Source organism: Phaeobacter sp. CAU 1743 (assembly GCF_039839315.1).
Taxonomy (GTDB): domain Bacteria; phylum Pseudomonadota; class Alphaproteobacteria; order Rhodobacterales; family Rhodobacteraceae; genus Phycobacter; species Phycobacter gallaeciensis_A.
The window spans coordinates 1-20,161 of sequence record NZ_JBDOQR010000072.1 but is presented as its reverse complement, the minus strand read 5'-3'; the positions used below and the strand labels follow the sequence as shown (position 1 = coordinate 20,161).

General features: G+C 59.1%; 19 protein-coding genes and 2 pseudogenes. 14 read left to right on the top strand and 7 right to left on the bottom strand.

The features are described 5' to 3' along the window. The 5 genes and pseudogenes from AAFO90_RS20635 to AAFO90_RS20615 all read left to right on the top strand — a co-directional run. Positions 1-94 (top strand): annotated as a pseudogene (locus AAFO90_RS20635) (IS5/IS1182 family transposase); the annotation flags it as partial. Positions 95-669: 575 nt separating this feature from the next. Continuing rightward, complete coding sequence (dnaA, locus tag AAFO90_RS20630; protein WP_274831649.1) at positions 670-2,100, top strand: chromosomal replication initiator protein DnaA; 1,431 nt, start codon at positions 670-672, stop codon at positions 2,098-2,100. Positions 2,101-2,349: 249 nt separating this feature from the next. Continuing rightward, on the top strand, positions 2,350-3,471 hold the full coding sequence (dnaN, locus tag AAFO90_RS20625) for a DNA polymerase III subunit beta (RefSeq protein WP_065272201.1): 1,122 nt from the start codon (positions 2,350-2,352) through the stop codon (positions 3,469-3,471). 64 nt (positions 3,472-3,535) lie between these two features. Beyond that, entirely contained in the window at positions 3,536-4,636 is a 1,101-nt protein-coding gene (gene recF, locus AAFO90_RS20620; protein ID WP_347510588.1) for a DNA replication/repair protein RecF, read from the top strand. Next, entirely contained in the window at positions 4,633-5,253 is a 621-nt protein-coding gene (locus AAFO90_RS20615) for a LysE family translocator (RefSeq protein ID WP_347510587.1), read from the top strand. The genes recF and AAFO90_RS20615 overlap by 4 nt, the downstream gene beginning before the upstream one ends. A gap of 21 nt (positions 5,254-5,274) precedes the next feature. On the opposite strand, the gene AAFO90_RS20610 is transcribed toward AAFO90_RS20615, so the two are convergent. Continuing rightward, on the bottom strand, positions 5,275-5,868 hold the full coding sequence (locus tag AAFO90_RS20610; protein ID WP_274831646.1) for a TetR/AcrR family transcriptional regulator: 594 nt from the start codon (positions 5,866-5,868) through the stop codon (positions 5,275-5,277). A 108-nt stretch (positions 5,869-5,976) separates the two neighbouring features. Between AAFO90_RS20610 and AAFO90_RS20605 the strand changes: the two genes are divergently transcribed. After that, a complete protein-coding gene (locus tag AAFO90_RS20605) occupies positions 5,977-6,570 on the top strand; it encodes an NAD(P)H-dependent oxidoreductase (RefSeq protein WP_347510586.1) in 594 nt (197 codons plus the stop codon). 84 nt (positions 6,571-6,654) lie between these two features. Beyond that, positions 6,655-9,072, top strand: a complete 2,418-nt coding sequence (gene gyrB, locus AAFO90_RS20600) for a DNA topoisomerase (ATP-hydrolyzing) subunit B (RefSeq protein WP_065272206.1) — start codon at positions 6,655-6,657, stop codon at positions 9,070-9,072. Positions 9,073-9,287: 215 nt separating this feature from the next. On the opposite strand, the pseudogene AAFO90_RS20595 reads toward gyrB, so the two are convergent. Further along, positions 9,288-9,397, bottom strand: a pseudogene (locus AAFO90_RS20595) (IS5/IS1182 family transposase); the annotation flags it as partial. A gap of 60 nt (positions 9,398-9,457) precedes the next feature. Continuing rightward, entirely contained in the window at positions 9,458-10,102 is a 645-nt protein-coding gene (locus AAFO90_RS20590; RefSeq protein ID WP_347510585.1) for a TetR/AcrR family transcriptional regulator, read from the bottom strand. A gap of 98 nt (positions 10,103-10,200) precedes the next feature. Between AAFO90_RS20590 and AAFO90_RS20585 the strand changes: the two genes are divergently transcribed. Then, complete coding sequence (locus tag AAFO90_RS20585; RefSeq protein ID WP_347510584.1) at positions 10,201-10,938, top strand: SDR family NAD(P)-dependent oxidoreductase; 738 nt, start codon at positions 10,201-10,203, stop codon at positions 10,936-10,938. Then, positions 10,935-12,113, top strand: a complete 1,179-nt coding sequence (locus AAFO90_RS20580) for an MFS transporter (protein WP_347510583.1) — start codon at positions 10,935-10,937, stop codon at positions 12,111-12,113. The genes AAFO90_RS20585 and AAFO90_RS20580 overlap by 4 nt, the downstream gene beginning before the upstream one ends. Before the next feature lie 184 nt (positions 12,114-12,297). Here the strand turns inward: AAFO90_RS20580 and AAFO90_RS20575 are convergent, their stop codons facing one another. Then, complete coding sequence (locus AAFO90_RS20575; protein WP_347510582.1) at positions 12,298-13,212, bottom strand: LysR substrate-binding domain-containing protein; 915 nt, start codon at positions 13,210-13,212, stop codon at positions 12,298-12,300. A 35-nt stretch (positions 13,213-13,247) separates the two neighbouring features. Between AAFO90_RS20575 and AAFO90_RS20570 the strand changes: the two genes are divergently transcribed. From AAFO90_RS20570 to AAFO90_RS20560, 3 genes are read left to right on the top strand one after another with little or no spacing between them, the layout of a single operon-like run. After that, the gene (locus AAFO90_RS20570) at positions 13,248-14,195 is read left to right on the top strand and encodes a pirin family protein (protein ID WP_347510581.1); all 948 of its coding nucleotides are present in this window, start codon (positions 13,248-13,250) and stop codon (positions 14,193-14,195) included. Further along, the gene (locus tag AAFO90_RS20565) at positions 14,128-14,817 is read left to right on the top strand and encodes an NADPH-dependent FMN reductase (protein WP_347510580.1); all 690 of its coding nucleotides are present in this window, start codon (positions 14,128-14,130) and stop codon (positions 14,815-14,817) included. The genes AAFO90_RS20570 and AAFO90_RS20565 overlap by 68 nt, the downstream gene beginning before the upstream one ends. Before the next feature lies 1 nt (position 14,818). Further along, complete coding sequence (locus AAFO90_RS20560; protein ID WP_347510579.1) at positions 14,819-15,064, top strand: DUF2798 domain-containing protein; 246 nt, start codon at positions 14,819-14,821, stop codon at positions 15,062-15,064. A gap of 334 nt (positions 15,065-15,398) precedes the next feature. Here AAFO90_RS20560 and AAFO90_RS20555 read toward each other — a convergent pair whose 3' ends face one another. From AAFO90_RS20555 to AAFO90_RS20545, 3 genes are all read right to left on the bottom strand, one after another. Then, the gene (locus AAFO90_RS20555) at positions 15,399-16,379 is read right to left on the bottom strand and encodes a hypothetical protein (RefSeq protein WP_347510578.1); all 981 of its coding nucleotides are present in this window, start codon (positions 16,377-16,379) and stop codon (positions 15,399-15,401) included. Positions 16,380-16,545: 166 nt separating this feature from the next. Next, a complete protein-coding gene (locus AAFO90_RS20550; RefSeq protein WP_347510577.1) occupies positions 16,546-18,114 on the bottom strand; it encodes a hypothetical protein in 1,569 nt (522 codons plus the stop codon). 14 nt (positions 18,115-18,128) lie between these two features. Further along, complete coding sequence (locus AAFO90_RS20545; RefSeq protein ID WP_347510576.1) at positions 18,129-18,338, bottom strand: hypothetical protein; 210 nt, start codon at positions 18,336-18,338, stop codon at positions 18,129-18,131. 797 nt (positions 18,339-19,135) lie between these two features. Here AAFO90_RS20545 and AAFO90_RS20540 point away from each other — a divergent pair. Together AAFO90_RS20540 and AAFO90_RS20535 are read left to right on the top strand one after the other, a co-directional pair. Further along, positions 19,136-19,354, top strand: a complete 219-nt coding sequence (locus AAFO90_RS20540; protein WP_347510575.1) for a hypothetical protein — start codon at positions 19,136-19,138, stop codon at positions 19,352-19,354. After that, positions 19,341-19,760, top strand: coding sequence for a hypothetical protein (locus tag AAFO90_RS20535; protein WP_347510574.1), 420 nt, complete (start codon positions 19,341-19,343; stop codon positions 19,758-19,760). The genes AAFO90_RS20540 and AAFO90_RS20535 overlap by 14 nt, the downstream gene beginning before the upstream one ends. The last annotated feature ends 401 nt before the right edge of the window (positions 19,761-20,161 follow it).

Sequence of the window (20,161 nt, the reverse complement as noted above, 5' to 3'; positions counted from 1 at the left end):
ATCGAAGGATTGGGAAAAATCCATCGCCAGCGCGGCAGCTTGGGTCACAATCGCACACATCCGCCGCGTCACGCGGATGCTCGCAAGACAATGAATTCACTCGAAAAGTTTTGAATCAGACTCTTAAGAAATCTGAAATCTGCCATTGGTGGGTTTTTTACGAAAGGCATCGCGATTTGCGGTGCCTTTCTTTTTTGATCGCTTCTTAAGCCAGTGCTGCAGGCGCGAGAGATTCTTTGCGGCCAAAGCACGAGTCAACATCATAGTTTCGTTGCCGCTTCCCCCCACAAATTGCTACCACTAATACAGCGATTCACTCGCTGGGGGACAGGCTGCTCGCGGTGATCTTAACGGGCATTAAGATCACTTCCAGGGCTCAGATATATTGCGGTCATGCCAGATCGCAGTGGTCTGATACCAGAGCCGTGCCAGATGATCTGGCACATGGTCTTGTTTCGATTTTGGTGCATATCGACTCAACGCGTGTTGTGCGGCGGTCGAAGGATTTTGTGTGTGTTTCAGGATCCGTACCGCCCGACATGGGTACTGCGTCTGGTATGACCGGCACGCACCGAATGTCCTGTGTGTGAACGCGCCTCCGGACGGGGAGGCTTGATGAAACGATAGGTCGAAAATGGCCGCTGCTTTTGGGGACGCGTGAGGCGTAGCATGACGGAAGAAAAATGGGGACAGCTCAGACAACGATTGCTCAAGACAGTCGGTCAAAACAATTTCACCACCTGGATCGAGCCGCTTGAATTCAGTTCGGTCGATGAAGGCGTTGCGGTCTTTCATGTGCCGACGAACTTCATGGGGAACTATGTCAGCCAGAACTTTGCAGATCTGATTCTGCACGAGCTCAGCATGTCCGGTGAATCGGTACAGCGGCTTGCGTTTAAGGTGGCTGCCAACTCACCTGCCCGCCCGGTGCGGCAGACGGAACGGGCCGCTGAACCCTTTGCCGAAATGGCCGAGGCGAGTACTGTTCAGGCAGGCGCTGCTGCGCGGACCGAGGATGCGGCTGCGTCGTCTTCGTCGTCGCGTGACGGGTTGGATGCCTTGCAGGCGGCACCGCTGGATCCGCGGTTCACCTTTGACAGCTTTGTTGTCGGCAAACCGAACGAACTGGCCCATGCCGCTGCGCGCCGCGTGGCCGAGGGTGGTCCGGTGACCTTCAATCCGCTGGTGCTCTATGGCGGTGTTGGCCTGGGTAAAACCCACCTGATGCACGCCATCGCCTGGGAGCTGAAAGAACAGAACCCGCAGCTGAACGTGCTTTATCTGTCGGCGGAACAGTTCATGTACCGCTTTGTGCAGGCGCTGCGCGAACGCAAGATGATGGACTTCAAACACCTGTTCCGCTCGGTCGACGTGCTGATGGTGGATGACGTGCAATTCATCGCGGGCAAGGATTCCACGCAGGAAGAATTCTTCCATACCTTCAATGCGCTGGTGGACCAGAACAAGCAGATCATCATTTCGGCGGACCGTGCCCCGGGTGAGATCAAGGATCTTGAGGACCGCGTGAAATCGCGTCTGCAATGTGGTCTGGTGGTGGATCTGCACCCCACCGATTACGAACTGCGTCTCGGCATCCTTCAGACCAAGGTGCAGCAGCACCGCGAAACCTATCCGGGCCTTGAAATCGCTGATGGCGTGCTCGAATTCCTGGCGCATCGCATCTCGACCAACGTGCGTGTTCTCGAAGGCGCTCTGACCCGTCTCTTCGCCTTTGCCTCGCTCGTTGGGCGCGAGATCGACATGGATCTGACACAGGACTGTCTGGCCGATGTGCTGCGCGCCTCGGAGCGTAAAATCACCGTCGAAGAGATCCAGCGCAAGGTGTCGGAATACTACAACATCCGTATGTCGGATATCATCGGCCCCAAGCGCCTGCGTTCCTATGCGCGGCCGCGGCAAGTGGCGATGTATCTGTGCAAGCAGCTGACCAGCCGGTCGCTGCCGGAAATCGGCCGCCGTTTTGGCGGGCGTGACCACACAACCGTGATGCATGGTGTGAAACGGATTGAAGAGCTGAAGACGACCGACGGCCAGATCGCCGAAGACGTCGAAATGCTGCGCCGCTCCCTGGAGGCGTAAGCGCGATCCGAGCGAGACGTGACAATGCGGCCCCGGAAATCCGGGGCCGCTTTTCCATGCAGGACCGGGATGCCATTTGTATGCCAGCGGGCAACGTTTGACGGTGTTCTGCACCCTGCCGATCACAGGCCCCTTGACGCTGCCTCCTTTCCCTTGGAGAAGTCGATAAAAAGCCTTGTATGGCAGGGGTAAACCGCTAATTTGCTTATCCCGGCCACTGCCTGAGGCAAGACAAAAAGGACAAGGGACATGAAGATCAGCATCGAACGCGGCACGCTTCTCAAGGCTGTGGCCCAGGCACAATCGGTCGTAGAGCGGCGTAACACCATTCCGATCCTCGCCAATGTGCTGATCGAAGCCGAGGGCGATACCGCCCAGTTCCGCGCCACCGATCTGGACATCGAAGTGGTCGACAAGGCCCCCGCGCAGGTTGAGCGCGCCGGGGCGACCACCGTGGCTGCGACCACCCTGCATGAAATTGTGCGCAAGCTGCCCGATGGCGCGCTCGTGACCCTGACGGCCGATGCCGCCACAGGCCGCCTGACGGTCGAGGCAGGCCGGTCGAACTTCTCGCTGGCGACCCTGCCGCGCGAAGATTTCCCGGTAATGGCCTCGTCCGAGTATCATTCGAATTTCACCGCCAACGCGGCCATGCTGCGTCGCCTGTTCGACAAGTCGAAATTTGCGATTTCGACCGAAGAAACCCGCTATTACCTGAACGGTGTCTACATGCATGTGGCTGACAGCTCCGAAGGCGGCAAGGCACTGCGCTGCGTGGCGACCGATGGTCACCGTTTGGCGCGGATCGACGCGCCGCTGCCGATGGGCGCCGAGGATATGCCGGGCGTGATCGTGCCGCGTAAAACCGTAGGTGAGCTGCGCAAGCTGCTGGACGATGACGAGATGGACATCGCCGTTTCGGTCTCCGAAACCAAGGTTCGCTTTGCCACCCCGAACATCACCCTGACCTCCAAGGTAATCGACGGCACCTTCCCGGATTACACCCGCGTCATTCCGGTGGGGAACACCCGCCGTCTGGAAGTGGATGCAGCCGAATTCGCCAAGGCGGTGGACCGGGTTGCGACCGTGTCCTCGGAACGCTCCCGCGCGGTTAAACTGCAGCTGGAAGAAGATCGCCTGATCCTGTCGGTCAACGCGCCCGACAGCGGCGCCGCCGAGGAAGAGCTGGCGGTTGCCTACAGCGACGAGCGCCTGGAAATCGGCTTTAACGCCAAGTATCTCTTGGAGATCGCCAGTCAGGTGGACCGGGAAAACGCGGTGTTCCTGTTCAACTCTTCCGGCGATCCGACCCTGATGCGCGAAGGCAATGACGAAAGCGCGGTTTACGTCGTCATGCCGATGCGCGTCTGACGGCACGGATTCGGCGCTACGGACCCGGCATAGGGTTCTCACTATCAGGAAAGGGGCGCCCTAAGTGCTTGCCCTGACAGAGTTGACCATGTCTCACTTCCGCTCGCATTTGCGGGCGGAACTGCATTTGGATGGGCGGCCCGTGGCGCTGTTCGGGCCAAATGGGGCGGGTAAGACCAATATCCTTGAGGCGGTGTCGCTGTTTTCCCCGGGCCGCGGCCTGCGCCGCGCCAGCGCTGCGGAAATGACCCGCCGCCCCGAGGCGCTGGGGTGGAAACTGAAGGCGACTCTGCAGGCCCCCACACAGTCCTACGAGGTGGAAACCTGGTCCGAAGGCGGCAACGCCCGGCAGGTCAGGATCGACAACAAGGCCTCCAACCAGATCGCACTGGGGCAGATCTGCCGCGTGGTTTGGCTGATCCCTGCGATGGACCGCCTGTGGATCGAAGCCGCCGAGGGCCGTCGCCGGTTTCTGGATCGCATCGTGCTCAGCTTTGATCCCTCCCATGCCGAGGCGACGCTGGCCTACGAAAAGGCGATGCGCGAACGCAACCGCCTGCTGAAAGACCAGAACCGCGATCCGGCCTGGTACCGGGTGTTGGAAACGCAGATGGCCGAGACCGGCCACCGCATCAGCGCCGCGCGTATTGCGGCGGTGTCGCTGCTGCAAGAGGCGCAGGCGGCCGCCGAAACCGCCTTTCCCGTGGCTGAACTGGAGTTGATCCAGACGGAAGGCACCATGCCCGCAAGCGCAGAGGACCTGCGCGAGGCGCTGGCCGAAAGCCGGTTCCGTGATCTGGCGGCGGGGCGCACGCTGGTCGGCCCCCATCGCACCGATCTGATCGGGACCTATGCGGCCAAGGGCGTACCGGCCCGCGATTGCTCCACCGGAGAGCAGAAGGCGCTGCTGGTCTCGCTGATCCTTGCCAATGCCCGTGCGCTTGCGGGGCGCGAAGGGGCGCCGCCGATCGTGTTGTTGGACGAGGTCGCAGCGCATCTGGACGCGGCCCGCCGCGCCGCGCTTTATGATGAGATCTGTGCGCTGGGGGCGCAGGCCTGGATGACCGGGACCGAGGCAGAACTGTTTGCAGAAATGGGTGGTCGCGCCCAGATGATGGAAATCACCGAGGGCGAAGGCGGATCAAAGGTAGAGGTGCGGTCATGACCCTGTCTATCTGGGATCTGGTGCTTTATGCGGGCGGGCTGTTCGTTCTGTTCCTCACCCCGGGTCCGGTCTGGCTGGCGCTGCTGGCGCGGGCGGTGTCCGGCGGGTTTCATGCCGCCTGGCCACTGGCGCTGGGGGTGGCTTGCGGCGATATCCTGTGGCTGCTGGTAGCGGTGGCGGGCATGTCCTGGCTGGTGTCCGAATTTGCAGGCATCATGACCGTCCTGCGCTGGGTCGCCTGCCTGATGTTCCTGTTCATGGGCATCACCCTGATCCGCCACGCGGGCGCGCGGATTCAGGAAAACAGCGCTTTACTCCGCCCCGGCACCTGGGCTGGGTTCATGGCCGGGATTGCCGTTATTCTGGGCAATCCCAAAGCGATCCTGTTCTACATGGGGCTGCTGCCGGGGTTCTTTGACCTTTCCGCAGTCACGAAGGTGGATGTGGCAGTGATCGTGACGCTGTCTTTTTTTGTGCCACTGATGGGCAACCTGATTCTGGCGGCGCTGGTGCACCGGTTGCGGGCGCTGCTGTCGTCGCCATCAGCCCTGAAGAAGGTCAACCTGGTGTCCGGCGGCCTCTTGATCTGCGTCGGGCTGATCATTCCCTTTTCCTGATAGCTTGTTGGCTCAGGGTGGTCAGGCTTGCGGCGCCAGCCAGGCCTCCAGAAAGGGGCGCAGCGCGTCCAGTGGGGTCTGTTCGTTGGGACTGGACATGCAGAACCAGATCGCGATCACCTGATTGAGAAAGGCCTGAATGCCTTCGGCCAGGAATTGCGCCGGGTAATCGTCGCGCACCAGTCCTGCCTGTTGCAGCTGCGCGATCCAATCGCCCCAGATGGCGATCTGGCGATAAAAGCCTTCGGTCACCACCTCATCCGTTTCGGTGCCGGTGGATCCTGAATAACGCAGCAGCAGATCAAAGATCACCCGGTCTCCGGCCACATACTCCAGCAGGGGTGCGATACGTTCCAGCAGGGCCTCGCGGCTGTCTGGCGCCCCCTTTTCCTCCATCTGGTCAAGATGGCGCATCACCTCGGCCCCGATCAGCACCGCGAGCAGTCCGTCCTTGTCTCGGAAGTGGGAAAACAGCGTGCCCTTGGCCACGCCTGCGCGGTTTACAACGTCTTCAACCTTGAGACCGCTGTAACCTTCGGTCGCAACAAGCTCGGCTGTGACCTCCAGCAGTTTGGCGCGGGTTTCAAGTCGGCGTTTCTGGGGCTGTCGCGGCATCTGCGTCCTCATCAAGAAAATGTGACCCTGGTCAATTTAAATATTGACCAGGGTCATTTATTGAGACAATAAACTGACCCTGGTCAATTTAGTTGTAGGAAGTGTCAGATGTCCACCAAGAAAATCATCGTCCTGAATGGTCACCCCGGTGAAACCTCGCTGTCGAAATCGCTGTGCGATACCTATGCCGCCTCGGCCAAGGCCAAGGGTCACGCGGTGCGCTATCACGATATCTCTGCCATGCAGTTCGACATGGATTACGGGCAGGGCGGTTATAAGAACCCCAAGCCGCTGGAGCCGGATCTGGAAGTCTTCCTTGCAGATCTGGAGTGGGCCGATCACGTGGTGGTGGCAACGCCGCTGTGGTGGGGCGCCATCCCGGCCAAGCTGAAAGGCGTCTTTGATCGCGCGCTACTGCCCGGTCGGACTTTCGACACGCGCAACCCGAACATGATGGGAGTTCCGGCACCGATGCTGACCGGCAAGACGGCCCGGGTGCTGCTGACATCGGACACGCCCCCACTGCTGCTCAAACTGATTTACAGCAATGCGATCAAGAAAATCATCAGCCGTCAGATCCTTGGCTTTGTCGGTGTGAAGCCGACCCGGTTCTCCTCCTTTGCGCCTGCCACGGATGCCAAGGGCAAGAAGGTCGAGGGGTGGCTGCAAAAAGTCGCCGGTCTGGGGGCAAAAGCCGCTTGAATCCAAGAATAAAAGGGGCGCGTGCGCGTGACATTCCCCCCCGGACTGCGTATAAAATCTGAAAGCAAAAACAGGAACGCGCGAATGTCCGGAAACGAGCACGCCCCCGCCGAATACGGTGCGGATTCCATCAAAGTTCTCAAAGGCTTGGAGGCGGTTCGCAAACGCCCCGGCATGTATATCGGGGACACCGACGATGGATCGGGCCTGCACCATATGGTGTATGAGGTCGTCGACAATGGCATCGACGAGGCACTGGCGGGCCACGCGGACGCCGTGACGGTGAAAATTCACGCCGATTCCAGTGTTTCTGTCAGCGACAACGGGCGCGGTATTCCGGTGGATATCCACGCCGAAGAAGGCGTCTCGGCGGCCGAGGTCATCATGACCCAGCTGCACGCGGGCGGCAAATTCGACAGCAACTCCTACAAGGTCTCTGGCGGTCTGCACGGTGTTGGCGTTTCCGTTGTGAACGCCCTGTCCGACTGGCTGGAGCTGCGCATCTGGCGCAATGGCAAGGAACACATCGCGCGGTTCGAGCGCGGCGACACGGCCAAGCACCTTGAGGTCGTTGGCGACTGCGGTGACCGTACCGGCACCGAGGTCCGCTTCCTGGCGTCGACCGACACGTTCTCGAACCTCGAATACTCCTTTGAAACGCTGGAAAAGCGTCTGCGGGAACTTGCCTTCCTCAACTCTGGTGTGCGGATCATCCTGATCGATGAACGCCCGGCCGAGCGGCTTGAGACCGAGCTGTTCTACGAAGGCGGTGTGAAGGAATTCGTCAAGTACCTCGACCGGTCGAAAAGCCCGGTCATGGATGCCCCGATCTATATCGTGGGTGAAAAGGACGACATCGGCGTCGAAGTGGCGATGTGGTGGAACGACAGCTACCATGAAACCGTGCTGCCCTTTACAAACAACATTCCCCAGCGCGATGGCGGTACCCACGTGGCGGGCTTCCGCGGTGCGCTGACGCGGACCATCAACAACTACGCGCAATCTTCCGGGATCGCCAAGAAGGAGAAGGTCTCTTTCACTGGTGACGACGCCCGCGAAGGTCTGACCTGTGTGTTGTCGGTCAAGGTGCCGGATCCCAAGTTCTCCTCTCAGACCAAAGACAAACTGGTCTCCTCCGAGGTTCGCCCGGTGGTGGAAAGTCTGGTGAACGAGAAACTGGCCGAGTGGTTCGAGGAAAACCCGACCCAGGCCAAGGAAATCGTCGGCAAGATCATCGAAGCCGCCCTGGCCCGCGAAGCCGCCCGTAAGGCGCGCGAGCTGACCCGGCGTAAGACGGCGATGGATGTGAACTTCCTCGCCGGCAAGCTGAAGGACTGTTCCGAGAAAGACCCCTCGAAAACCGAAGTCTTCCTCGTCGAGGGTGACTCCGCTGGGGGTTCTGCTCAGACGGGTCGTGACCGCCAGACGCAGGCAATCCTGCCCCTGCGCGGTAAGATCCTGAACGTGGAGCGCGCGCGCTTCGACCGGATGCTGGGAAGCCAGGAAATCGGCAACTTGGTGATGGCGCTTGGCACCGGTATTGGCCGGGATGAGTTCGACATCTCCAAACTGCGCTACCACAAGATCGTCATCATGACCGATGCGGACGTGGACGGCGCCCATATCCGGACGCTTCTGCTGACCTTCTTCTATCGCCAGATGCCCGAGCTGATCGAGGGCGGCTATCTCTATATCGCCCAGCCGCCGCTTTATAAGGTGGCCCGTGGCAAATCCGAGGTCTACCTGAAGGATCAGGCGGCGCTGGATGACTACCTGATCCACCAAGGCGTTGAAGGCGCGGTTCTGAAGCTGGGATCGGGCGAGGAAATCGTCGGGCAGGATCTGGCCCGCGTGGTGGATGAGGCGCGTCAGCTGCGTCGTGTCATCGATGCCTTCCCGACTCATTACCCTCGCCATATTCTGGAGCAGGCTGCCGTTGCAGGTGCGTTTGTTCCCGGTGCGGTGGATGCCGACCTGCAGGGCGTTGCCGACAGGGTTGCCAAGCGGCTCGACCTGATTGCACTGGAGTATGAAAAGGGCTGGCAGGGGCGCATCACCCAGGATCACGGTATCCGTCTGGCCCGCATCCTGCGCGGCGTTGAGGAGGTCCGCACGCTGGATGGTCCGATGCTGCGTTCGGGTGAGGCGCGCAAGACCGGCAGCTTTACCCAAAGCCTGCAGGAGATCTACGGCCAGACCGCGACGCTGGTACGCAAAGAGCGCAGCCAGCTGATCCACGGTCCGCTGGAGCTGTTGAAGGCGATTCTGGAAGAGGGTGAAAAAGGCCTGTCGCTGCAGCGCTACAAGGGACTGGGCGAGATGAACCCGGATCAGCTGTGGGAAACCACGCTGGACCCGGACGCCCGCACCCTGTTGCAGGTGCGCGTGGACGACATGGTCGAGGCCGACGATCTGTTCACCAAGCTGATGGGTGATGTGGTCGAACCGCGCCGCGAATTCATCCAGAAAAACGCGCTGAGCGTGGAAAACCTGGACTTCTGATCCACTGTAGGATCGCGCATATTCGTGCGCGATCCCTATAAGTTTGCGCGATTTGCCCAAAGGTTTGCGCTGCGGCGCGGAGCGTCGCCCATTTCGGTCGATCTATGCCTCTATGGGGCGGAAAGCGGCAGTTCGCTGCAGTCGCGAAGATCTCACGGAGTAATGGAAAAAGCGGACCATTAGCGGCCAGTTTGGCTGAATCCAGGATGCTCCCGCTCCCGCGATAGCAAGCCATTGCGATTGATGAAGATAGAGCCGCTGAGCACGCGCCTGTCGCCGACGGCTTGCCGTGCGACTTCTGGAAGTCACGCAGCCGCCGCTCCATTTGCGCGTCGCTCAACCAGAAAGATCGCCCATCAAAGGCTTGCTTCTCGCCGAGGCTAAATCAGGTGGTGCCGTGCTGATCCATGGGACCTGAGGCCAACATTGCCTCAATTGCTCGTCGCCCCAGACGGGCGATTGATACGAGCCGCGAGGGTGACAACGTCAAACGAGCAGTGTTCGACAACCCGGCTTGAAGTGTCAGAACGAAATCCGCTGCGGCGCGGTAGTCAAAATCACTTGGGGCATCGCCCTCCTCGATGGCGCGTTTGAACCTATTCTGCATTTTGCGATCATTGGCTTCTCGTTGGGACTTTAGCCAAGCAGCGCTGTGGGATACGTCGTCGGTGGCGCTGCCAGGAACCATTTCCTGCAGCCCGGCGATAACCATGCATCCGGGCGGATGCCCACTGTCTGAGAATGCTGACGCCGAGGTGGTGAGAAAGGCCTCAACAGCATTCCCAAGCGCGGGGGTCGTTTCGAGTCGATCCCACATCTGCCCACCGTGGTGCGTAACGAAAAATTTCAAGCTTTCCTCATACAGCGCATCCTTGCTGCCAAATGCAGAATAAAAACTTGGCGGTGAGATGTTCATAGCATGCGTCAGGTCCGAGACTGATGTGTTTGCATATCCGTCTGCCCAGAACATCTCCATGGCGCGCGCCAGCGCGGCGTCTCTATCGAACTGTCTGGGCCGACCTCGTGTCATGACGCGCTCCTTTGTGTATCGATCGATACATGAATTGTTTGACATCCCGTAGCAAGAACCTATTTGTTTAGTGATCACTACATAAATAGGAGTTCGACATGCAACTAGCTGGAAAAAATGCCTTGGTTACTGGAGGCAGTCGCGGAATGGGCGCAGCAATCGTGCGCCGCCTCGCAGCGGATGGCGCAGATGTTGCCTTCACATACAATGCCTCTGCCGGTCCCGCTGAAGCCCTGCGTAATTCCATCGAGGCCTCGGGGCGGCGCGCGCTGGCAATCCGTGCGAACAGCACGGTTCCGAGCGAGATCGAAGGTGCAATCAGTGAAGCCGCAAATGCATTAGGTGGCATAGACATACTGGTCAACAATGCCGGTATTTTTAAAGTTATGCCGATTGATGAGATGAGCTTGGAGGTGTTTAATGAGACTGTCACAGTTCACCTGACTGCCGCATTTGTGGCCGCTAAATCCGTCATAAATCACATGCCGGAAGGCGGTCGCATCATTTCGATCGGCAGCAACCTCGCTTTCCGGGCTAGTTTTCCGGGCCTTACCGCCTATAGCGCCAGCAAGGCTGCAATCTCTGGGTTCACGCATGCCCTCGCACGGGATCTAGGACCACGTGGGATTACGGCTGTGGCCATCCACCCCGGGTCAACAGATACCGATATGAACCCGGCAAACGGTCCGGCGGCGGACGGTCAGCGTGCGGCGACAGCGACGGGTCGATACGCCACGCCAGAAGAGGTTGCAGACCTTGTCACCTTTCTTGCCGGGCCGGCCGGTCGGTCGGTCACCGGCGCAGACTGGCTTCTCGATAATGGCGCAAACGCGTGACTTTGCGGTCAGAGAACTCCTTAATAACGGCGACGCTAATCATCGGCGCGTTTCTTGTTGTTTCAGTGGAATTCGTTGTCGTGGGATTGGCAGAGGGCCTGTCTTCTTCGCTGGCGATCAACACTGCGCAATATAGTCTTGTTGTTTCGGTTTTCGCTATTGGGGCCGCCTTTGGCGGTCCCGGTCTGGCCTACTACCTAGCGCGTTTTCCACCCAGGCGCGTTTTGGTGTGGTCACTGGCGCCGTTCGTTGGCAATCTTGCTTTTGCTTTTTCACCCGATCTTGCTCCGACACTGGCACTGCGGGCCATTCAAGGCGCTACACTGCCGGTGTTTATGAGTTTTGCCAATGTATGGATGGCACAGCGATACGGCACTGGGCAAGGGACCTCTCTTCTTTACACAGGGGTTGTTGCTGGCGGCGCATTGTCACCCCCCATCGGCGCAAGCCTTGCAGCTCTTGTCGGGTGGCAAAGTGTCATGTTTGGTCTGGGGCTCTTCTGTCTGTTGGTCATGGCAGCGATTTACAAATGCCCTGATGAAAGGGGGCCTCAATCCAGTCCGCTGCAGCGTGTCCGAACCTTCGACGGATACCTGCTTGGGCACCTGACGCTGACGGTTTTGACTTTCGCAGCACTTTTTGCCAGTTACGCTCATATTGCCCAAATTCTGAATGATGCGGGCATTCAGCCAGAGGCTGTCAACGTTCTGCTTCTCGTTTTTGGAGTGGCCGGCTTTGCCGGGAACTGGCTTGCAGCCAAGGCAGTCAAGTGGCCCTTCGCGGCCAGCTGCTGTGCAACGGGATTGGTTGCGCTGTGCAGTCTGGCCGTGCAGGCGGAGCATAATCCCGAAACAGCTATGGCGGTGACCATTGCGGCGACATGGGGCGGCGCGCATGCGGCCAGCTTTGTTTTGAGCCAGGCACGTTTGATGAACGCCGCACCACAATTTCCCGCCTTTGCTGGCTCTCTCAATATTTCTGCCGGAAATATCGGGATCGCGCTTGGCTCTGTTCTTGGCGGCTTTGCCGTCTCTCCTGCTGGCACTGGCGTGTCAACGGGGACCGTTACTTCGGTATTGGCCATTTTGTCCATTATCTTGGCAGGTCTAATGGCAGGCAGGAAAGTAGCAATGGCAGAAGACAAGCGCAAAACTGAACAGGGGTGCGATATCTGAGGTCTTCGCTCCCTGGTCGTGCAGGAACGTATCTCATGCAGTTGCTTCCGCTGAACTTGGGGAGGTGAATGCAAGGCGCGGAGACGAGACGACTGGAGCGGTATGTGGCAACAAATCATTTTGGACACCCAACCGAGCCACACGTCCGTCTCATGAACCGACCCAAGTGTGAAAACCTAGTTCGCTACCCGCTGTCGCCACTGTTCATCACAGTTGGAAGCTCGCGGCGCAAGAAGCCTGCCAAGGCGTCGACCTGTGGCGGGTTGCCCCTCCGTTCATGCATCAGAAGGCTGATTTCGGGCGCCCCGGCGGTCCAGTCTGGCAAGACGCGACAGAGCCGTCCCGCAGCGATATCCTCAGCGCAGACATATGCAGGCAGAGCGACCAGGCCGAGCCCTTCTGAGGCCGCTTGTTTGAGGATGGCCATGTCATCGCTGCGCAGACGCGCAGGATAGGGAACTGAGGCTGTGCTGCCGTCGGGCCCGATCAGCGACCAGGAACTCCCCCCTGGCCGCCAGCCAAGTGCAAGGCCGGGCAAGCCGTCCAGGTCTGTCGGGGATGCCGAGACACCAACTTGCTGCGCCATGTCCGGCGAGGCGAACAGGTGCCAGGGGACCTCTGTGATATGTCTTTGGATCAAGCCTGAGTCGGGCAGTAGTTTGGCATGGCCCCGGATGGCCAGGTCGATGCCATCACCGATCATGTCGGCATAATCGTTTGCTGCCTGGAGTCGCAGTGCCACCCGCGGGTTGTCGGCCAGGAACCGTGGCAGAATGCGGCCAAGCGCGAACTGCGCGACCCCAACTGAACATGAGAGGGTGACACTGCCCTCCAGCGCGTCCTTGTCCTGACGAACCGCAGCTTCGGCGGCCACCATGCACTCCAACGCCATCTTCGCATGCCGATAATACGCTTCGCCAGCCTCCGTCAGTGACATATGCCGTGAGTCACGGTTGAGGAGCCGCGTGCCGAGTGTGTCTTCCAACGCTTTTACCTGCCGACTGATACGGGACTTGGGAATGCCGAGCGTCCGCGCCGCTGCCGAGAAGCCCTGTTTCTCAACGACATGAACCAAATAGTAGGCTTGGTTGAGGTCCATTTTCGGCCTTTTCACTATTCCCCTTCGTTCCAAAAATGGAACGAAGAGTTCCGAAATCAACGGATTTCCCGCCTTACGCCTCAAGAATAGACTTATTTGCAGCAAAGGAGGCGAATATGACCGCGCAAAACAGATTTCAGACCAATGATCCCCAAGCCATGATCGCCGCAATACAGCAGGGAGAGAAAATGACCCGGGGCGAAGGCTTTGAAGCTCTCAGCTTCATCCATCGCCAGCTTGACGGTTTGATGGACCCGCTGATCATGGTCGATCACTTCGCCATGACAAGGCCGACCTTCGCGCCCCATGCCCACGCGGGGATTTCCGCGGTGAGTGTGCTTTTCGAGGACAGCACAGGCAGCTTTCGCAACAAGGACTCCCTTGGCAACGATATCGCGCTGGCTCCGGGCGATCTTTACTGGCTCAAGGCCGCGCGCGGCGCGGTGCATGATGAAGCCCCCACACCCGGATCGCACACGCATGCGCTTCAGATTTTCATCAACCTCCCGGCGGCGCAGAAACTGGACGCACCGGAGTCTGTTCATGTTGCCGCGCAGACCATGCCGGTGATCAAAGGCCACGGACATCGGGTGCGGGTGATGACTGGCGCAAGCAACGGCGTCGTCGGGGCCGCCCCACCTGGAATGCCCTTCACCATCCTTGATGTTGGCCTGTCCCAGGGCGGCAACTTCACCCATCGCAGCGTCCCGGGAGACGCCATCTGGCTTCATGTCATCCAAGGCGACGTCGAGGTTGAGCTCGATGGTACCCGTTACCATCCCAATGCCGACGAGGCGCTTGCGGTCCACAATGCCGAAAACATCCGCTGTCTTAGCGGTGAAGGCGGTCGGGCTGTGCTCCTCAGCGGGCGCCCCTTGCGCGAGCCCTTTGTGCAGAAAGGGCCGTTCGCGATGAGTGACACTGGACAGCTGGAAGCCGTCATCGCCGCTCACGCCGCTGGCGAGCTTGGCTCAATCAATTGAACGCCTGTGTCGATCCTTAAGGACAACGAACCCCCTCATCAAAGCCCCCTACGAAACTTCTGATAAAGACAGGAGAACCCTCATGAAAATCCTGGCGTTCGGCGCAAGCAACAGCAAGACGTCCATCAACAAGCGCCTCGCGCGCTTCACAGCGACATTGGTACCGCATGCCCAGATCGAGGTGCTGGACTTGAACGATCATGATCTGCCGATCTTCAGCGAAGACCTGGAGAAGGAGATCGGACACCCTCAAACGGCCAAGGCGTTCTTTGACAAGATCGGATCTGCCGACGGGGTGATCGTGTCATTTGCAGAACACAACGGCTCCTATACCGCCGCTTATAAAAACCTTTTCGACTGGGCGAGCCGGATCGACCAGAAAGTGTTTCAGGGTAAGCCGACGGTCTACCTTTCGACCTCTCCCGGTCCCGGCGGGGCGGGCAGCGTGCTCGCCTCGGCCAAAGGCTCAGCACAGTTCTTCGGGGCGGACCTAAAGGCGACCGTCTCCGTCGCCAGCTTCTACGAAGTCTTCGACGCAGACAGCGGAACCATCACCAACCCGGTTGCCTTGGCAGAGCTGACAGCTGCGGCCGAAACCTTGGCCCTTTCGGAGGTCATTTGATATGGCAGATCACAAGCGTCTTCAGAGGCTTTCTGGATCATTGGTTATGTCGGCATTCATGTCGATGGCCCTGTCAGGTGTATTCAGCCTGCTTGAGTTCGGGATCTCTTGGATGTGGCTGCAAGCCTGGGGTCAGAGCATCCTCATCGCACTGCCGGTCGCATTTACACTGGACATGGTGTTCGGAGACAAACTCCGGTTTCTCTCTGCCAGATTGGCGGACAAAGCGGCGAGAGATTGGCGATAAAACTTTGCTAACTCCAAGCACCAAGTTGTCATAGGCTGAAAGCCATAGCTGTTTCTAACGCTCCGGAGGCTAAGTAAATTCATACGCAGGTGTCCGGCAAAGGGTACAAGTGTCCGCAATTGCGGCCTCGACACCGTGCTAAGCTCGTCGGAGGCGGAAATGGCCGGTTCGGCGAAGCTGCACTGCGGCGAGATCCGACACAATGAATGTCGGCTCAGGGCCGGGTGCGGCAGCCGGCCCTGTCAAGTTTCTTGAGCTTCTCGCGACCTCGAGTTTTTCGGCGCAAAGCAGCTTTTGGTGCCGGCGCCGAAGTTCGTTGGAAGCCTTTGCAGGTTTAGATCCTGAGTTGTTCGAGCGAAGACCTCCATTTCGGCGACCAACGGTTCAGACGACGGTCCGCCGAACTCTGAGCCTTGCGCTCAGAGAGTTCTTCTCGCGTCGGGGCATTGGTCATCCACGCGGCAGGACAGGCGTGCTTTTCATTCCGCCAATGCGCTTCGACGATCTCAGAGCCCTTCAGGAACTGGCGGACTGCGAGGGGCGCGCCGGTTGCGTCAATGGCCTCAAAAGCCGCCTGAGTACCGTAAGTGGCCTCCTCCGACGCAGATTTAGGTGTGGAGGCCGAGCCAATCCCGTGTCGGGCGAATGCCCGTTCGATCCAGGGTGCGACAAGGGAATAGACGTCACATGAAAACTCACAATATGCCGCCTCGACTAAGAGTTGTTGCATGTCGTTCCAGGACAATACTCCGGCTTGGGGATCGAGTTTCATGGCGACCGCCACGGATTCGGCGCCCACGAGAAACGCCCGGTGCTTGCGTTCGATCGCTCTCATGGAATCAAGTCTAGTATAGTTTGAAAGCTTGGTGGCATCCTTTTCATTCGGAGCGACGCCCGGCTTTTTCACTTCAAATGCGATGAGGCCGCATCCTGCTTCGTCCTCATAGTGGATGACGATGTCAGGGATCAGGATTCGCCCCGAGAAGCCGGGAAAAGTGCCCCGCGCAATCGCCTCTTCGCACGCATAGGCCCATTGAACGTGCCGAAGCTCTCCAACAGGCCTTGCTCCCACTTTCTTAAGCAAAGTGCAGAGCGCCTGGGGATTATTGAAAATCGCCCAGATTTGAAAAAGCGCCGGCGTGATATGGTCCTCGGTTCCCCAGTGATAATAGCCGCGCCCCTTGGCGCGGGTATTGATCGTATGGTCGGCCCAGATACGCCGAAGAGCGGCGTGATGTTGGGTTTCAGGGGATACCGGAAGGGCCGGCATCACCTGCCACCACTGGTCCGCTTCGGAAGGTCGATTGTGTTTCATGTCGTTCTCCAACTCGTGGTTTTAGGTGTGGAACAGCCATCAACTCGGGAAGTATGGCCGTGTCCCGCGATATCGATTGCGTGCCGCGGGTAGCCCGGGGGTGACATCGCTCATGCAGGTGGCGCCGCCTCCAGCGATATCGGAAAAGGCAGATCTCGAAGCTGCCTCATCGTGATTTCAGGAACGGTTTCCGATCGGTCCAGCGTGCTCTCAGCGCCAGTTGGGCTTCCTGCGCAGCCATGCGGTTTTGTTCCATGACGCGGTGGGTTTGGTCGACGACGCGCGTTGCTGCTTCGCGCAGTGCAGCTTCAAGACGGCCATTGTAGAGGTTCGTCTCGATGATCCGCGCGGGCGTGTCATTCGGGCAGGTCAATGCCTCCACCGGGACGTCGTTCCAATAGGCCTCGAAATCGCCGCTCGCGGTGAGCCAGACCGGATACTCGTGCCCGACATGAGCAGCATCGGTCTGGCCCCAGGGACAGATGACCTCCATCCCGTCGAGGGGATGGGGTGTCACCAGCCAGTGATGAAGGTGATCCGGAGTGAGGCGCGTGAAGCTGACATGGTCGGCACCGTACATCGTGACTGAACCGGGATGGCCGATGGGGTCAAATTCCCAGTCCCAGTCCCCGGCCTTTCCGGGCGTCACGTGGTCCAGAACAAAATCCTCATGATCACGGGTGCAAGCGACAGGCAAGCGAACACGCCGCCATCCTCCGTCGAAGAAGACCTCCTGTTGGACGGCCAGGGTGTCGCGCCAGTGGCATGTTCCCCAGATCATCGAAGTTCCCGATGCCAGCCAATCGAAATTCGCTCCGACGGCCCCCCGGCTCATCAGGACCGGCCCGACCTCTCGGTCATTGATGAATGCAAGGGCAAGCCGCACCTCGCGGAACTGCATCATGCGTGCCTTGTGCGATTGCCATTGGCCGGCCGGGCGGTCCATGCCCGGTTTCCTCGAGACGCAGGCGCTGCCCATTTCGATTTCAAGCTCGACGTCTCCCCAGCCCACCGGCACCCGGACGAGGGGGACGGACGGAAGAGGACGCTGCTCATCGAAATTGACTCCAATCTCGACCTGCGGATGGACTGGGCTCAGTCCGGTATTGACCTGGTTGTTCCGAACAAGGGTAATCCGTTCATGGAGAGCATCCCAACGCATGCTGAGGTTTTCTTGAAGACGAAATGCACTCGCAAGAGCAGCTTGTTCAGCAACCTGCGTTCCCAAATCACGAAGAAGATTGCTGAGGTTCTCGATGGCCTCCCAGGTCTCGTCTGCCGCATCCATGCGAGCTGCCGTTTGCCATATCGGAAGTTCCTTCAGGAAAGCGATCTCTGCGGCCTCGATATCGACACCATCGATTTCGGCGGCGGTGCGGATCACGGCAAGGTAGTGCGCTAGATCCTTATGCGGCAGAGGCTTGCCGGCATAGCGCGCCCGGACCTCCGGTGTGATTGCGTTCAGGCTCCTGGCGAGGGTGTGCTTCGAGATATTGAACGTTTCGGGCTTCCGACCATAGAGATCGAGGCGTTCCAGCGCGCGCTCGCAAAAGGCGTCCCGGCCACCGTCGATCCTGCCCCGCGTGGCCCTATAGGCGCGCGTCGCCGCGAGCGCCGCCTGGAGGTGCGATGGCGGCTTCAGTTTGTAACCCTGGCGTGCCAGCGCGCGAAGCTCTCCCAGGCGTTGCCGGTCGCCGCGATAGATTTGTTCCCGAACTTGCTCGATGTTGCCCATTGCATGTTCCCTCATCAGGTGCGGAGCGAGTACCTGCCGCATCCGCGGCGGTACATCGCCAAGACGGTGACGATCTTCTGGCTGTCATCGCTCAGGATCACAGCGAACCGTGCGACGCGTTCGTCCAGCCCCCGTGCTTTGGCTGTGCGGCGACTGACCCGGTGTAAGCGGCAATTGCCGCCGATCGCGGTTTCTGTATCGGCTTCGTCGAAAATTGTCGTCAACAGAGCGCGCGTTACGCCCCTCTGCTGGCACCGTCTTTGAGCGTGTTCAGACAGCATTGGATTGGTCCTTCGGTTTCCTTGACACTCGAAAGATACGGCCCACCGATCCAAAAGTCCGGTCGAGTGAGCCTGCTACGGCCCACGACTTCGACTCTTTTTATGACTTTTCTCGACTCATTTCCTACATTGACCCAATTATCGGTTTGCGGAACCAACAAGTCGACCCCGCATTACCAAGCCAAGTATGGGTTGGTTTCGCACTCGCAGCGAATGGCAGATCTGACGGGCTGCACCGCAGCGGCAGAAGGCGGTGGCCAAGGTCAGCTCTGGGCCGTTCACGTCTGTAGCATGCCTGCCGAGCCACGACTTTGCATAGGTCACTAACTGCGCATTGCTGCCATTGATGTACAGTGCAGCATCGACGCAATGATCAAAGGGGTGTGAATGACCGCTTGCTCCGCTTTGACGCGCACCTCTCGCAGCTGCGGCGAATGGCCGGAATCCGCCCAGCTGTTCGCCCGGCTCGAGTGCATAGGCGGGCAAAAATGAACAAAGTAGGCGCCCATTCGCGCCTGTAGGGCGAGTTCAAGGATGCTTTCGAGGGTTACGCCATGATCGACAATGATGCCGTAAAACGGGAAGAGGAGGAAATTTTTGCAACCCTTTCCATGTTCGGCGTGTTATAATCATACTGCCGCCATGACCGACCGGCAGATTAACGTCGAAACAACGGTTTTGGTCCTATATATAAAGCTGCCGACGACTATGGTAGCCTGGGCGTCGACAAGGAGAGAAAGATGAACATGATGTGCGCTGTTATTGGCGACTATAGCGTGGCCCGCAAGGGTCAAGCGTCTCGTGACGTGTTCGGTTTCAACTTCAACAAGCCGCGTCACGCTGCCAACGCCCCGATTCGTGCGCAAGAGCGTGTGAACGCCGTAAAGCTTGATGAAATGTCGTCTGAGGATGCCCGGGAACTTCTGGACGCCTTGGACGAAGCGTTTGCCGAACTCTGATCCACAATTCGGCGACGTCTACTACTTTCCCTACATCCGGAAGCGACAGCACGACGGGGAGGAGTCTGAGGAGGACCGCCCCTGTTGTGTTGACGTGCGTTTGAGCAAGCCGCTCAAGAACGGCACAGACGTCACTCTCCTCGCGCTAAGCACCACAGGCAATCCGAAAGACGGCCACGGTGTTCATGTGCCCAAGGAGGAGCTTGATCGCCTGTCGGGACTTGATCCGAATGAAGAGACTTGGATCACTACGTCGAAAGTCAACCAGACCGACCACGAGCACCCCTATTTCGACCCTTCTGAATACCGGGGAAGCTTCTCGAAAGAGGGGCTCAAGAAAGAAGTCTACCCTCTGATCCGCGACATCGTTCTGATGATTGCAGAAAGGGCGAAACACGGCGGTTAAGCTGCCGCTCAGTTCCGGTCTCATCCCATCCGCCATCGCCAGCTCGAGTGCCGTGGCAATCAAGAAGTTGTTCAAATGCTCGCAGAAAAGGTATCTATCTTTCCGATCAGCCCGAGGCTGCGATGAATGGGACCTTGTTGCGTCGGGTCCTCGTCGAGCGATTCCTCACCGAGGCCGAACGTCAGGCAATCCCGGAGAAACCCCGCAGGCCCGCCGCCGCTGCGCTATGTGAGGGCTACGCAGCGCCGGGCCTGCTCAGCACAAGGGGGTCAATATTGGGCTCTGTCGCGCATTTGGTGCAGTTGAGTTGCCAGAGCGCTATATCCCGGCGAACTTGATGGAGGTTGCCGATGGGTTCATGGTTTTCGCGACGAGATTTTCTACCGGCAGGGTTGAAGGCC

Excerpts from the sequence above, each read along its gene's own strand:
- AAFO90_RS20605 (WP_347510586.1), top strand. The coding sequence starts at position 5,977 with ATGTCCACCAAGAAAATCATCGTCCTGAATGGTCACCCCGGTGAAACC.
- AAFO90_RS20550 (WP_347510577.1), bottom strand. The coding sequence starts at position 18,114 with ATGGGCAACATCGAGCAAGTTCGGGAACAAATCTATCGCGGCGACCGG.
- gyrB (WP_065272206.1), top strand. The coding sequence starts at position 6,655 with ATGTCCGGAAACGAGCACGCCCCCGCCGAATACGGTGCGGATTCCATC.
- dnaN (WP_065272201.1), top strand. The coding sequence starts at position 2,350 with ATGAAGATCAGCATCGAACGCGGCACGCTTCTCAAGGCTGTGGCCCAG.
- AAFO90_RS20560 (WP_347510579.1), top strand. The coding sequence starts at position 14,819 with ATGGCAGATCACAAGCGTCTTCAGAGGCTTTCTGGATCATTGGTTATG.
- AAFO90_RS20590 (WP_347510585.1), bottom strand. The coding sequence starts at position 10,102 with ATGACACGAGGTCGGCCCAGACAGTTCGATAGAGACGCCGCGCTGGCG.
- AAFO90_RS20555 (WP_347510578.1), bottom strand. The coding sequence starts at position 16,379 with ATGAAACACAATCGACCTTCCGAAGCGGACCAGTGGTGGCAGGTGATG.
- AAFO90_RS20615 (WP_347510587.1), top strand. The coding sequence starts at position 4,633 with ATGACCCTGTCTATCTGGGATCTGGTGCTTTATGCGGGCGGGCTGTTC.
- AAFO90_RS20585 (WP_347510584.1), top strand. The coding sequence starts at position 10,201 with ATGCAACTAGCTGGAAAAAATGCCTTGGTTACTGGAGGCAGTCGCGGA.
- AAFO90_RS20610 (WP_274831646.1), bottom strand. The coding sequence starts at position 5,868 with ATGCCGCGACAGCCCCAGAAACGCCGACTTGAAACCCGCGCCAAACTG.
- AAFO90_RS20570 (WP_347510581.1), top strand. The coding sequence starts at position 13,248 with ATGGAACGAAGAGTTCCGAAATCAACGGATTTCCCGCCTTACGCCTCA.
- dnaA (WP_274831649.1), top strand. The coding sequence starts at position 670 with ATGACGGAAGAAAAATGGGGACAGCTCAGACAACGATTGCTCAAGACA.
- AAFO90_RS20575 (WP_347510582.1), bottom strand. The coding sequence starts at position 13,212 with ATGGACCTCAACCAAGCCTACTATTTGGTTCATGTCGTTGAGAAACAG.
- AAFO90_RS20540 (WP_347510575.1), top strand. The coding sequence starts at position 19,136 with ATGAACATGATGTGCGCTGTTATTGGCGACTATAGCGTGGCCCGCAAG.